13 protein-coding genes are annotated in these 12,559 nt (G+C 70.1%); 11 read left to right on the forward strand and 2 right to left on the reverse strand.

The window, feature by feature from the left end; genetic code table 11:
* The first annotated feature begins 92 nt into the window (after positions 1-92).
* Positions 93-1,316: a PucR family transcriptional regulator gene (locus tag IEY60_RS17780; protein ID WP_229739921.1), complete on the forward strand. Its 1,224-nt coding sequence runs from the start codon at positions 93-95 to the stop codon at positions 1,314-1,316.
* Here the strand turns inward: IEY60_RS17780 and IEY60_RS17785 are convergent.
* On the reverse strand, positions 1,301-1,573 hold the full coding sequence (locus tag IEY60_RS17785; RefSeq protein ID WP_189029638.1) for a DUF2277 domain-containing protein: 273 nt from the start codon (positions 1,571-1,573) through the stop codon (positions 1,301-1,303). The two genes, IEY60_RS17780 and IEY60_RS17785, sit on opposite strands and share 16 nt — an antisense overlap.
* Before the next feature lie 97 nt (positions 1,574-1,670).
* On the opposite strand from IEY60_RS17785, the gene IEY60_RS17790 reads away from it, so the two are divergent.
* Complete coding sequence (locus IEY60_RS17790) at positions 1,671-2,519, forward strand: DUF1266 domain-containing protein (RefSeq protein ID WP_189029640.1); 849 nt, start codon at positions 1,671-1,673, stop codon at positions 2,517-2,519.
* Positions 2,520-2,695: 176 nt separating this feature from the next.
* Here IEY60_RS17790 and IEY60_RS17795 read toward each other — a convergent pair whose 3' ends face one another.
* Positions 2,696-3,631 carry a hypothetical protein gene (locus IEY60_RS17795; protein WP_189029642.1) on the reverse strand — a complete coding sequence of 312 codons (936 nt, stop codon included), beginning with the start codon at positions 3,629-3,631 and terminating at the stop codon, positions 2,696-2,698.
* 276 nt (positions 3,632-3,907) lie between these two features.
* On the opposite strand from IEY60_RS17795, the gene ftsH reads away from it, so the two are divergent.
* The 9 genes from ftsH (at position 3,908) to panC (ending at position 12,550) form a co-directional block, all read left to right on the forward strand.
* The gene (gene ftsH, locus IEY60_RS17800; RefSeq protein ID WP_189029653.1) at positions 3,908-6,271 is read left to right on the forward strand and encodes an ATP-dependent zinc metalloprotease FtsH; all 2,364 of its coding nucleotides are present in this window, start codon (positions 3,908-3,910) and stop codon (positions 6,269-6,271) included.
* A 150-nt stretch (positions 6,272-6,421) separates the two neighbouring features.
* On the forward strand, positions 6,422-7,018 hold the full coding sequence (folE, locus tag IEY60_RS17805) for a GTP cyclohydrolase I FolE (protein ID WP_189031172.1): 597 nt from the start codon (positions 6,422-6,424) through the stop codon (positions 7,016-7,018).
* A complete protein-coding gene (gene folP, locus IEY60_RS17810; RefSeq protein ID WP_189029655.1) occupies positions 7,015-7,884 on the forward strand; it encodes a dihydropteroate synthase in 870 nt (289 codons plus the stop codon). The genes folE and folP overlap by 4 nt, the downstream gene beginning before the upstream one ends.
* Positions 7,881-8,303 carry a dihydroneopterin aldolase gene (folB, locus tag IEY60_RS17815; protein ID WP_189029657.1) on the forward strand — a complete coding sequence of 141 codons (423 nt, stop codon included), beginning with the start codon at positions 7,881-7,883 and terminating at the stop codon, positions 8,301-8,303. Before folP ends, folB begins: the two co-directional genes overlap by 4 nt.
* A complete protein-coding gene (folK, locus tag IEY60_RS17820; protein ID WP_189029659.1) occupies positions 8,300-8,839 on the forward strand; it encodes a 2-amino-4-hydroxy-6-hydroxymethyldihydropteridine diphosphokinase in 540 nt (179 codons plus the stop codon). The genes folB and folK overlap by 4 nt, the downstream gene beginning before the upstream one ends.
* The gene (locus tag IEY60_RS17825; protein WP_189029661.1) at positions 8,833-9,306 is read left to right on the forward strand and encodes a DUF3180 domain-containing protein; all 474 of its coding nucleotides are present in this window, start codon (positions 8,833-8,835) and stop codon (positions 9,304-9,306) included. Before folK ends, IEY60_RS17825 begins: the two co-directional genes overlap by 7 nt.
* Before the next feature lie 68 nt (positions 9,307-9,374).
* Entirely contained in the window at positions 9,375-10,388 is a 1,014-nt protein-coding gene (locus IEY60_RS17830; protein ID WP_189029663.1) for a DUF6779 domain-containing protein, read from the forward strand.
* 252 nt (positions 10,389-10,640) lie between these two features.
* A complete protein-coding gene (locus IEY60_RS17835) occupies positions 10,641-11,594 on the forward strand; it encodes a Rossmann-like and DUF2520 domain-containing protein (protein WP_189029665.1) in 954 nt (317 codons plus the stop codon).
* Complete coding sequence (gene panC, locus IEY60_RS17840) at positions 11,594-12,550, forward strand: pantoate--beta-alanine ligase (protein WP_189029667.1); 957 nt, start codon at positions 11,594-11,596, stop codon at positions 12,548-12,550. The genes IEY60_RS17835 and panC overlap by 1 nt, the downstream gene beginning before the upstream one ends.
* The last annotated feature ends 9 nt before the right edge of the window (positions 12,551-12,559 follow it).

Genomic DNA, 12,559 nt, shown 5'->3' on the forward strand with positions numbered 1-12,559 from the left:
CTGCGTTGTGTGAATCAGTTCACCATCTATGAGCCTGGCACAATAAGAGCGCGGATTCTTGGCCGTACACGTCAACGAAATCGGGTCTTTTGGTGTCTGGAGAACAAAACCGGGAACAACTGCGCGACTGGTTCGCCGACTTCGTGTTCGACCTGCTGCGCGCGCAGACGATGGAGGGCATCGTCGCCAGGCTCGACGCGGCCGTGCTCGCCGGTGTCCCCGAGCTCGACGACCCCGACATGCGCCGCGACCTGGCGGCCAGCACCCGCGCGCACGCCAGGGTGGTGCTCAGTGGACTGGCCAGTGACACCGTCGACTTGGCACTGCCCGAGGAAGCGCACGCGCTGGCCAGGACCATCGCCCGGCGGGGCCTCGATGTGCGAGTTCTGCTGCGGGCCTACCGGACCGGCATGGCCGAGGTGCTCGCCGTGATGACCGAGACCGTCGCGCAGGGCCAGGTGCCGCCGGAGATCGAACGGGCAGTACTGCTGCGGGTGTTCGAACGATCCACCACCTGGATCGGGCTGTCGGTGGAGGCGCTCACCGGCACCTTCATGGCCGAACGGGAACGGGTGCTGCGCGATGCGATCAACACCAGGACCGAACTGGTGCACGCCCTGCTCACCGGCACCGAGGTAGACGTGGACCAGGCCTCGATCGGCCTCGGCTACCGGCTCTCGCGGCGGCACCTGGCGTTCGTGCTGTGGACCGGTGAGGCGGGTGGGGACGAACCGGGCGGACTGCTCGACCGGGCCGCCGCGAGGATCGCGACCGTGCTCGGCGCCACCGGTCTGCTCACCGTCGCCGCCAGCGCGAGCGGGCTGTGGGCCTGGGCGGCCCTCGACGACGACGCCGAGATCGCCGAGCGGATCGCGCGCTGCGAGGTGGCGGCGCCGGTGCGGGTGGCGTTCGGGATGCCGGGCGCGCACGTCGACGGGTTCGTCGCCAGTCATCGGGAGGCGGTGGCTGCGCGCCGGGTCGCCGAGCAGGGCAGCCGGGCCGTCACCAGCTATCGCGAGGTCGAGATCGCCTACCTGGCCGGTGTCGACACGGCCGCCATGCGCGGGCTGATCGCCAGGGAGCTGCACGGGCTCACCGGTATCGATCCGGTGTCTACCCGGCTACGCGCGACCCTGCACGCCTATCTGCGCGCGCAGCGCAGCCCGGAGGAAGCGGCGCGCCTGCTGGGCGTGCACAAGAACACGGTGCGGTACCGGATCCACCGCGTGGAGGAAATCCTCGGACATCCGGTGTCCGAGCGAGCACTGGCGCTGGAGATAGCGCTGGATTGCGTCGCCGCCTACGGCGTTTCCTGAACCGCGCCGTCCCTGGCCGCGATGCGGCGCAGCGGCGGTTCGGTGGGCGGTGGCACCCGCCGATCGGGCAGCTCGGCGAGCAGCGTCGTGGTCGCCGCGGCGATGGCGGCGACGGCCTTGTCGACCGCGGGTTTGGTGGTGCTGCTCAGCCCGGAGATGCCGCCGACTTTGCGCACATATTGCAAGGCGGCAGCGTAGATCTCCTGCTCGGTGGCGGCAGGCTCCAGACCACGCAAGACGGTGATATTTCTACACATGTCAGAACAATAGACCTGTGTGGCAGATCACGGCAGGCCAAGAAAGCAGATTCGCTCCTTGGCCCCGGAAGCCACCCGCCGCACTAGACTCGGCCCCATGCCTGCCAGGGGAGTACCAGCGCTGACCACCTTTCCCTACCCGGAACTGGACGAGCGCGAGGAAGACCACTGGTCCGGTGCCGGTGTGAGCGACGATGAACTTCGCGCGCTGGCACTCGGGGCCTTCTACTCCACCCGCTGGGACGCCTTCCACGACGCGATGCTGCTCGGCCCCGAGCGCGAGCACCCGCTCGGCGACCGCCGCGAACTCGCCATCGACACCCTCACCGGCGCGTGGGGCATCACCGACGGCACCGAGGCGCGCGCGTCGATGGAACAGCTTCTCGAAGGCATGCACGCGCCCCTGTACGCGCTCGTGCATCCACTGGTGATGGCCTCGATCAATGCCAGCGAACGCGACCGCTTCGGCGAACGCGCCGACCGGCACCGCGCCTTCCTGCGCCAGGTCGGTTCCTTCCGCGGCATGGACAACCCCGAGGCGCTGGTCCGCGACTACGACATCTGGGCCCAGGCCATCAAGATCGGTTTCACCGACCACCTGGCCCGGCCGCTGCCCAACGACATCCACGCCTGGGACCTGGCCCGCGTCATCGCGGTCGCCAGGATGGCGTTCACCGCCGGCTACATCGACGCCGACGTGGCGTGGGAGTACGCGATGCGGGCGCTGACCCCCGCGCAGCGCCGCTACCGCAACTGGCGCCAGTTCGGCGACGCCTACCTCGCCGGCTGGACCTACTGGCAGGCCACCGAGGACCTCGCCGAACTGAAGAACGGCGGCGTCGACCGCCGGATGGAACTGCTACGGCTATGGACCCGCCCGACCAGCCCGTGGCGCCGGATCGAACTCAACGAGCCCGAGCAGAAGACCGAAACCGAAGTGGGCTGAATTGTCGGAGCGCTGGCGCGCTCGAGTCGCGGCCCCTCCTGTCCCGCCGGTCAGGCACCGTTGCTTGCTCCTTCGTCGCCTGCGCAACGGCACCTGAACGGCGGGACGGCCGCGACGGCCGACTGCGTCGGCCTGCCCCTCCTCGAGGTCGGGGCGTGCGGGGCCGGTTGGGGTGGCTACAGGCTGCGGAGGATCCCGCGGCCGTAGCGCTGGAACTGGGTGTCGTCGACCATGCCGAGCGAGTGCCGCTCGACCAGTAATTCCCATTCCGCGTAGAGCTGGGAGACGCCGGGATCGGCGGGCCCTGCCGCGCCGTCGGCTGCCTGCCTGCGCACGGCGAAGTTGACCGCGCAGGTCACCCGTTCGGTGTCGGCGCGGTCGGCGCCTGCGAAATGCAGTGTCCTGTTGCCGTCGCTGACGTCCATGCCGGAGCCGCCGTGCCTTGTGTCGATCTCGCCGGGCGCCGAGCGAGCGCCGTCGACGGTGCGGGCGCCCAGGATCGCGGCAACGGCCAGCTCGTGTGCGTAGCGTTCGCCGTTGCCGATGGAGATGAACAGCAGCCGGGTGGTGGTCGCCGCGAGCAGACCGGTGCCGGTGCCGGCCGGCGGTGTTGCCACGGCGATCGCGGTTTCCAGCACGTATTCGTCGGGGGTCACGTAGCGGTGCAGCGCGTTGACGGCCGTGCGTGACTCCTTGCGCGGCGCCATCCGGCGGACCGCGCGCTCGACATCGGCCCTGACCGGCCCCGACTTGCCCCATTCCGGCGCGGGCGGGGTGAGGTCCGGCGCAGCGACATCGATGCGCTGGGTGGCCATGATCTGGTCGTTGATCCGGTCGACGATGCCGAGCGCGGCAGGCACGTCGTGTTCGGCGATGAGGACGGGAAGCGGGGTGCGGTCGGCGGGAACGCCGGTGAGCACCGGGGTGGGATAGCGCAGGAAGATCTCGATGACGACCGCGTCGTCGGCGCGACGGTTCAGCCGCACCTTGAGCAGGTCGGCGATGGGAACATCGAGAACCCGTTCGCCATCGGTACCCGGCCGCAGAACGGTGAGGCGTCCACGGCCGTGGCGCAGAATCGCTGTGGGTGTTCGTAGCTCGACGATGTCCATACCCCCTGCGCTGTAGTTGTGTCGTCGCCCACGATAAGCCGGGCATGACATGATTGTGGCCACTTGCAACAACGCGTTCGGAGCTTTCGGGAACCGTTCCCCAGCTCTGAACGTTGACCAGTGCAACTGCACCAGCAGCCGAACTGCGCGATGTATCGAACTAGACCGTACGCGGTAACGTGGCATGTCCGCATCCGAAACCCGCCGATCTCGACGCTTCGCTAGGCACACCCGGAGAAATAACCGGAAAGGACTGGGCCGTCCGGCCGACGCTCTATGAACCGCAAGACAGTGTTTCGCACTTTGGCGATCATCTCGGGCATCATGCTCATGATCTGGCTGTTCAGCTTTCTCAGCGATGACACGCGCGGCTGGGAGAGTGTCGACACTTCCGTGGCGCTCAGCCAGCTGGAGGACAAAGCCAACGTCAAGAACGTCCAGATCGATGACAAGGAGCAGCAGCTCCGCATCGAACTGAACAACGGCAACGAGGCGACGAACAACAACAACAAGATCGTCGCCAAATACCCGGGCGGCGGTGAGACATCGGCGCAGATCTTCGACGCGGTGCAGAACTCCGGCGCGAAGTACGACACGGTGGTCAAGCAGGAGAGCTGGCTTTCCCAGCTGCTGCTGTTCATCGTCCCGATGGTGCTGCTGGTCGGCCTGTTCATCTTCGTGATGTCGCGCATGCAGGGCGGCGGTCGTGGCGGCATGATGGGCTTCGGCAAGTCCAAGGCCAAACAGCTGTCCAAGGACATGCCCAAGACCACCTTCGCCGATGTGGCCGGCGCCGACGAGGCCGTCGAAGAGCTGTACGAGATCAAGGACTTCCTGCAAAATCCGGCCCGCTACCAGGCGCTGGGCGCGAAGATCCCGAAGGGCGTGCTGCTCTACGGTCCCCCCGGTACCGGTAAGACGCTGCTCGCGCGCGCTGTCGCCGGTGAGGCGGGCGTCCCGTTCTTCACCATCTCCGGTTCGGACTTCGTCGAGATGTTCGTCGGTGTCGGCGCCTCGCGAGTGCGCGACCTGTTCGAGCAGGCCAAGCAGAACAGCCCCTGCATCATCTTCGTCGACGAGATCGACGCGGTGGGCCGCCAGCGTGGCGCCGGCCTCGGCGGCGGTCACGACGAGCGCGAGCAGACGCTGAACCAGCTGCTCGTCGAGATGGACGGCTTCGGTGACCGCACCGGCATCATCCTGATCGCGGCGACCAACCGCCCCGACATCCTGGACCCCGCGCTGCTTCGCCCCGGCCGCTTCGACCGGCAGATCCCGGTCGGCAACCCCGACCTGGCCGGTCGCCGCGCGATCCTGCGTGTGCACTCGCAGGGCAAGCCGATCTCGCCCGACGCCGACCTCGAGGGTCTGGCCAAGCGCACCGTCGGCATGTCCGGCGCCGATCTGGCCAACGTCATCAACGAGGCCGCGCTGCTCACCGCGCGTGAGCACGGCTCGCTCATCACCGGCGAATCGCTGGAGGAGTCGGTCGACCGCGTCATCGGTGGCCCGCGCCGCAAGAGCCGCATCATCAGCGAGCACGAGAAGAAGATCACCGCCTACCACGAGGGTGGCCACACCCTGGCGGCCTGGGCGATGCCCGATATCGAGCCGGTCTACAAGGTCACCATCCTCGCCCGCGGCCGCACCGGCGGTCACGCCATGACGGTGCCCGAGGACGACAAGGGCCTGATGACCCGCTCGGAGATGATCGCCAGGCTGGTGTTCGCGATGGGTGGCCGAGCGGCCGAGGAACTGGTGTTCCACGAGCCGACGACCGGTGCGTCCTCCGATATCGACCAGGCGACCAAGATCGCGCGCGGCATGGTCACCGAGTACGGCATGAGCGCCCGCCTCGGCGCGGTCCGCTACGGCCAGGAGCAGGGCGACCCGTTCCTCGGCCGCTCGATGGGCGTCGCCTCGGACTACTCGCACGAGGTGGCCCGTGAGATCGACGAGGAGGTGCGCAACCTGATCGAGGCGGCGCACACCGAGGCCTGGTCGATCCTGAGCGAGTACCGCGAGCAGCTCGACGCGCTGGCGACCGCGCTGCTCGAGCGCGAGACCCTGCACCGCAAGGACCTCGAAGAGGTGCTGGCCGGTGTCGAGAAGCGGCCGCGGATCACCGCGTTCAACGACTTCGGTGACCGGCTCCCGTCCGACAAGCCCCCGGTGAAGACCCCGGGTGAGCTGGCCGCCGAGCGCGGCGAGCCGTGGCCGCCCGCACAGCCGGCGCAGCCCGCACCGGTGCCTGCCGGTGCGCCGCTCGAGCCCGCCAACGGTTACCCGGCTCAGCCGCCGCAGTACGGCCAGCCCGCGCCGCCCGCCACGGGCTACCCGCTGCCCACCGCGCCGACCCAGGCGTTCCCGCGGCAGTCGGGCACGCACGGTTCGCGGCCCGACTACGGCGCCCCGGCCGGTTGGTCGGCGCCGGGCTGGCCGCCGCGCGACGAGCCCCAGCAGCCGCAGCCGCAGGCCCCGCAGGGTCAGGGCAACGCGTGGGGTCAGCCGGAGCAGCCGCGGCACACCAGCGGTGGGTTCCAGCCGTGGGGCGAGCCGCCTGCCGCGCCGCCGCAGCAGCCCGCGCCCGGCACCGATCCGGAGAACAACGAATGGGAAGGGCCGAACGGCCGCCGCTGACGGCGGGCCAACTACGCTCGACCGTCGGATGCCGGACGATCACCGGCGTCGACATGTGGAGGTGCGGAGAAGTTGTCGGCCAACAAGAAGGTCGCTGAGCCAGTAGGGAACGGGTCGATCGCCGACGGCGAGCTCGGCTCGACGAGCCCGATGGACCTGACGGCGCTGGCGACCGGTCGCCCGTTCGACCAGGACCGGGCCGAGCGCGCAATCAGGGAACTGCTGCTCGCGGTCGGCGAGGACCCGGACCGTCCCGGTCTGCAGGACACCCCGGCCCGGGTGGCCCGCGCCTACCGGGAGATGTTCGCCGGGCTCTACACCGAGCCCGACGAGGTGCTGGCGACGACCTTCGACGAGGGTCATCAGGAACTCGTGCTCGTCCGCGACATCCCGATGTACTCCACCTGCGAGCACCACCTGGTGTCGTTTCACGGCGTCGCGCATGTCGGGTACATCCCCGGCACGCACGGCCGGGTGACCGGCCTGTCCAAGCTGGCCCGCGTCGTCGACCTCTACGCCAAGCGGCCGCAGGTGCAGGAGCGGCTGACCAGCCAGATCGCCGACGCGGTGATGCGCAGGCTCGACCCGCGCGGCGCGATCGTGGTGATCGAGGCCGAGCATCTGTGCATGGCGATGCGCGGCATCCGCAAGCCAGGCGCGAGCACCACCACCTCGGCGGTGCGCGGCCTGCTGCAGACCAACGCCGCCTCGCGATCCGAGGCGCTGGACCTGATCCTGCGCAAATGAGCGAGCCCCTCGTGACCGCGCGCAACGGCCGCTCGTGTGTGGTCATGGGCGTGGTGAACGTGACCGGGGATTCGTTCTCCGACGGTGGTCGCTATCTCGATCCCGAGCTCGCGATCGCGCACGGTATCGCCCTCTACGAGGCGGGCGCCGACATCGTCGATGTGGGCGGTGAGTCGACAAGGCCGGGTGCCGACCGGGTCGACCCGGCCACCGAGGCGGGCCGGGTCACCCCGGTGATCGACGGGCTGGTCGCCGCCGGTGTACCGACCAGTGTCGACACCATGCGCGCCGAGGTCGCCGAGGCGGCGCTCGGCGCCGGTGTCTCGGTGATCAACGACGTCTCGGGCGGCCGCGCCGACCCGAACATGGTGAAGGTCGTCGCCGAGTCCGGTGCGCCGTGGATCCTCATGCACTGGCGGGCAGGCGCCGACTACCGGCACACCGGCCCGGCCGACCACTACGACGACGTCGTCGCCGAGGTGCGCGCCGAACTCGCCGCGCAGGTCGACCTGGCGGTCGCCGCCGGTGTCGACCCGGACCGGCTGATCCTCGATCCCGGCCTCGGCTTCGCCAAGAACGCCGAGCACAACTGGGAACTGCTCGGCGCGCTGCCGGAGCTGGTCGCCGGCGGCCTGCCGATCCTGATCGGCGCCTCCCGTAAACGTTTCCTCGGCGCACTGCTGGCCGACGAGTCCGGCCCGCGTCCGCCGGACGGCAGGGAGACGGCCACCGCGGCGGTCTCGGCGATCGCCGCCAGCCAAGGCGCGTGGGGCGTCCGGGTGCACGACGTGCGTGCCTCCCTGGACGCGATCGCTGTCGTCGACGCGTGGCGCCGAGCCACCGCCGCCCGAGGAGTCACCCGATGAACTCACCGCTGCTGCCCCCGCCCGCGGGCCGACCCGCGACCTCGCGGATCGAACTGCGCGGGCTGCGTGTGTTCGGCAGGCACGGCGTGTTCGACTTCGAGCGCCGCGACGGCCAGGAGTTCGTCGTCGACCTGACGGTGTGGGTCGATTTCGCCGCGGCCGCCGCCTCCGACGACCTGGCCGACACCGTCGACTACGGCGCCCTCGCCGAGCGCGCGGTGCGCATCGTGGCCGGTCCGCCGCGCGATCTGATCGAGACGGTGGTCTCCGAGATCGCCGACGACGTGATGGCCGATCCGCGGATCGAAGCGGTCGAGGTGGTCGTGCACAAGCCGTCGGCGCCGATCCCGCACACCTTCGCCGACGTCCGCGTGGTGGCCACCCGCTTCCGCACGGTGGAACCGGGGCCGCGCCGATGACGCGCGCCGTCCTGTCGATCGGCTCGAACCTGGGCGACCGGCTCGCGCACCTGCGCGGCGTCGTCGACGCGCTGGGGGAGCGGGTGCTTGCGGTCTCGCCGGTCTACACGACAGCCCCGTGGGGCGGCGTCGACCAGGACGACTACCTCAATGCCGTTGTCGTGGCCGAGGATCCGGCCTTCGACGACTACGCCTGGCTGCGCTTCGGTCAGGAGCTGGAGCAGGCTGCGGGCCGGGTGCGCGAGGTGCGGTGGGGTGCGCGCACTCTCGATGTCGACGTGGTGACGTGCACCGACGCCACCGGCGCCGCCATCGCCCGCGACGCCGATCCGGCGCTGATCCTGCCCCATCCCCAGGCGCACAACCGGGCCTTCGTCCTGGTCCCGTGGCTCGACGTCGAACCGTCGGCGCGACTGCGGGTCGACGCCGCCGACGTACCGATCGCCGAGCTGCTCACCGGTCTCGACCCGGCCGAGCGCGCCGGCGTGGTGCGAACCGACCTCGTGTTGCGGGACGAGAGCGCACCTCCGTGCTGAGACCGACCCGGGTGCTCGATCTCACGCTGAACGTGGTGGTCGCCGCGGCGATCGCCTGGGTCGCCACCCGTTTCGCGTATTCGACCTTCCCGTCGATCTCGGTGGCGGCGGGCGCCTCGCTGCTGCCGGTCGCCGCGATCGAGGCGGCGCTCGGCTACGTCATCAAGGCCAAGATCGCCGACGAGAAGATCGGCGACGGCCCGGAGGAGCTGCATCCGATCAATGTGGCGCGCGCGGTCGCGCTGGCGAAGGCCTCGCTGCAGGTCGGTTCGCTGGCGGCGGGTGTCTGGCTCGGATTCCTGCTGTGGGTATTCCCACAGCGCGGCACCGTGACCGCGGCCGCGGCGGATTCGCCGGGCGCCGTTGTCGGCCTGCTGGCCGGTTCCGCCCTGGTTGCTGCGGCTTTGTGGCTGGAGTACTGCTGCCGGGCCCCGGAGGAACCGCCGGACGAACCCGCTACCACCTAGCAATTTGCGTATGGAATCACCGCGAAGTTTGGTGGGCCGACCAGCATATTCCGGCTACCCTGGCCCACATGGTTTCACCCTCCCGTAGCACTCCGCCCCGTCGACGGCGGGACGACGCGGGAAAGCTCTTCATCGGCGTGCTCATCCTGCTCGGTCTGACGGCAAGTGTTTTCCTGATCTTCAGCGAGAACGTCCAATATGTACGAGTAGGCCTGGTAGCGGCCCTGTGGGCGGCCGTGATCGGTGCCCTCGCGGCCACCCGGTATCGCAAGGACGCCGCGGTCGACAAGGCCAAGGTGCGCGATCTCCAGACGGTGTACGAGTTGCAGCTCGAACGTGAGATCAACGCGCGCCGCGAGTACGAGATGGGCATCGAGGCGCGGGTGCGCGCCGAAGTCGGCGCCGACGCCTCCGAGATCGCCGCCCTGCGCGCCGAACTCGCCCTGCTGCGCCAGAACCTGCAGGTCCTGTTCGATGGCGCGCTCCCCGACGAGCAGCTGGCCCTGCAAGCCGACGCGGTCCGCATCGACGCCCTGCCCGCCGCCGGGTTCGACGCCTTCGACGACGCCGACCACGATTTCGCCGATAGCCCGGTGGATGCCAATGCCGCCTGGTTCGGCCCGTGGCAGCAACCCCCCAGCGCACTGAAACCGGTCTTCATGCAACCGGTCTCGGCCAATTTCGCCGACCCCTACGACGACCCGGTCACCGCCGAAACCTCCGCGGTCCAGCTCGACGACTACGCCGAAGCCCAGCAGGCCGAAGCCGCCGCCGCGCAACCCGCCGAGCCGGCGCCGACCCCGGCCAACGGGAAGACCCCGCCGCCGCGCCTGTCGTCCCCGAACACCAGGAAGATCGACGACCTGGGCGAGACGGTCACCCCCGCCGCCGACGGCGCGCCTGCCCAGAACGACACCACGGAACCCGCGCCCACCGGCACCGCCACCTCGGCCGAGCCCACCACCGGCCCGACCGTCGGCACCAGCTCCCGCCGCCGTCGGCGCGCCGAAGAAGAGGGCGCCCCACGCCTCTCGGTGGCCGACATCATGGCGAACCTCGAATCGGAGTCCAGCTCTCGATAGTCCAGCTGTCCCGCCTCCCCACGACTTTTGGCCGGACTCGGGCGCGGACTCGGTGACGTCGGCGGCCTGCGGTCGTGGCGGGGTTGCGGTTGCTCGTACCCGGCGAGTTACCCATGTGCATTGCGAAATCAGTGGTCGCGGGAGAGCTAGATCACGCGGTGGGCCCGTGGCGGTTCGCGGGGACCGCCCGATATCCTCGATCCGTAACGTCCGGTACCCGCAGCGCGGGACTGGAACGCAATCGAGAGGACAATGTTGACCTCGAGAAGTGTCAATTCCGATGGCGCGAACGTGGGTGTCGACCCTGCGCCCGCACGACTGACGGTGGGAATCGTCTCGGCGGGACGGGTGGGTTCGGCTCTGGGTGTCGCGCTCGAGCGAGCCGGTCACGTGGTGTTCGGTGTCGCCGCGATCTCCGATGCCTCGGTGCACCGGGCGCAGACGCGGCTGCCCGATTCCCAGATCCTGCCGGTCGAGCAGATCGCCCAGCGCAGTGAACTGTTGCTGCTCGCGGTCCCCGATGCCGAGCTGGCGGGCCTGGTCCGCGGTCTGGCGAGCGCGAACGTCGTCCGTCCCGGCACGATCGTGGTGCACACCGCAGGCGCGAACGGCGTCGGCGTGCTCGCGCCGCTGACCGAGCAGGGCGCGCTCGGCCTGGCGATCCACCCCGCGATGACCTTCACCGGTCACGACGAGGACATCGATCGTCTCGCCAACGCCTGCTTCGGTATCACCGCCGCCGACGAGGTCGGTTACGCGATCGGCCAGGCGCTGGTCATCGAGATGGGCGGCGAACCGGTCAAGGTGTCCGAGGAGCAGCGCACGCTGTACCACGCTGCCCTCGCCCACGGCGCGAATCACCTGGTCACGGTCATCGTCGACGCGGTCTCCGCGCTGCGTGCCGCCATGGCGGGCCCCGGCCTGCTCGGTCAGCCGGTGGTCGACGACCAGCCCAACGGCCTGCCCGAACGTCTGCTCGCCCCGCTCGTCTCGGCCGCGCTCGACAACGCCCTTCGCCGCGGCGGCGCCGCGCTGACCGGCCCGGTCGCCCGCGGTGACGTCGACGCGGTCGCCGCGCACCTGACCGCACTGCAATCGCTGGACGAGCGCCTGGCCGCGGCATACCGCGCGATGTCGCTGCGCACCGCCGAACTCGCAAAGACCAATCCGGCCCTGCTGGACCTGCTCGCCAAGGAAGGCCACTGATGGAACCCAGAGAAGTGCACCACCACCAGGGCGGTCCGCGGGCGACCGGCGCGTACAAGCCCGGCGTGCTGACCGTCCACCACGATCCCGAGGTGCTCGACACGGTGACCAAGGCGCTGCGCGGCGCCGGTCGCACGGTCGGTTTCGTGCCGACGATGGGCGCGCTGCACGAGGGCCATCTGCAGCTGATCCGCCAGGCCAGGCTGACCAACCAGGTCGTGGTCGTCTCGATCTTCGTCAACCCGCTGCAGTTCGGCGCCGACGAGGACCTCGACGCCTACCCGCGCACCCTGGACGCCGACCTGGAACTGCTCCGGCACGAGGGCGTCGACCTGGTCTTCGCGCCGACCGTGTCCGACATGTACCCCGACGGCCCGCGCACCACCGTGCTGCCCGGCCCGCTCGGCGCCGAGCTCGAGGGCGGCAGCAGGCCGACGCATTTCGCGGGCATGCTCACCGTCGTCGCGAAGCTGCTCAATATCGCGCACGCCTCCGAGGCGTACTTCGGCGAGAAGGACTACCAGCAGCTCACGCTGATCCGGCAGATGGTCCGCGACCTGAACATGGACGTCAAGATCGTCGCCTACCCGACGGTCCGCGAGCCCGACGGTCTCGCCCTGTCCTCGCGCAACCGCTACCTCGATGCCACCCAGCGGGAGGCGGCGCTCGGCCTGTCGGCCGCGCTGGCCGCGGGCAGGCACGCCGCCGGTCTCGGCCCCGAGGCGGTCGTGCGGGCCGCGCGCGGCGTGCTCGACGCGGTCGACGGCATCGAGGTCGACTACCTCGAACTGCGTGACAGCAACCTGGGCCCCGCACCCACCGCGGGCAACGCCCGGCTCCTCGTCGCGGCCAAGGTCGGCGAGACCCGCCTGATCGACAATGCCCCGATTGTCCTCGGCGCCCAGCTCGACGGGCACCCCGACGCGAACTCCCTGCCTGCCTCGCAGGCGCACTGAGAAAGGCGA

The sequence above is a fragment of the Nocardia rhizosphaerihabitans genome (genome assembly GCF_014646295.1).
GTDB classification, from domain to species: domain Bacteria; phylum Actinomycetota; class Actinomycetes; order Mycobacteriales; family Mycobacteriaceae; genus Nocardia; species Nocardia rhizosphaerihabitans.

What these genes read in the sequence shown, in the direction of transcription:
- panC (WP_189029667.1), top strand. Translation starts at nt 11,594, where the DNA reads ATGGAACCCAGAGAAGTGCACCACCACCAGGGCGGTCCGCGGGCGACC.
- folK (WP_189029659.1), top strand. Translation starts at nt 8,300, where the DNA reads ATGACGCGCGCCGTCCTGTCGATCGGCTCGAACCTGGGCGACCGGCTC.
- IEY60_RS17830 (WP_189029663.1), top strand. Translation starts at nt 9,375, where the DNA reads ATGGTTTCACCCTCCCGTAGCACTCCGCCCCGTCGACGGCGGGACGAC.
- IEY60_RS17790 (WP_189029640.1), top strand. Translation starts at nt 1,671, where the DNA reads ATGCCTGCCAGGGGAGTACCAGCGCTGACCACCTTTCCCTACCCGGAA.
- folB (WP_189029657.1), top strand. Translation starts at nt 7,881, where the DNA reads ATGAACTCACCGCTGCTGCCCCCGCCCGCGGGCCGACCCGCGACCTCG.
- IEY60_RS17835 (WP_189029665.1), top strand. Translation starts at nt 10,641, where the DNA reads ATGTTGACCTCGAGAAGTGTCAATTCCGATGGCGCGAACGTGGGTGTC.
- folE (WP_189031172.1), top strand. Translation starts at nt 6,422, where the DNA reads ATGGACCTGACGGCGCTGGCGACCGGTCGCCCGTTCGACCAGGACCGG.
- IEY60_RS17795 (WP_189029642.1), bottom strand. Translation starts at nt 3,631, where the DNA reads ATGGACATCGTCGAGCTACGAACACCCACAGCGATTCTGCGCCACGGC.
- IEY60_RS17785 (WP_189029638.1), bottom strand. Translation starts at nt 1,573, where the DNA reads ATGTGTAGAAATATCACCGTCTTGCGTGGTCTGGAGCCTGCCGCCACC.
- ftsH (WP_189029653.1), top strand. Translation starts at nt 3,908, where the DNA reads ATGAACCGCAAGACAGTGTTTCGCACTTTGGCGATCATCTCGGGCATC.
- folP (WP_189029655.1), top strand. Translation starts at nt 7,015, where the DNA reads ATGAGCGAGCCCCTCGTGACCGCGCGCAACGGCCGCTCGTGTGTGGTC.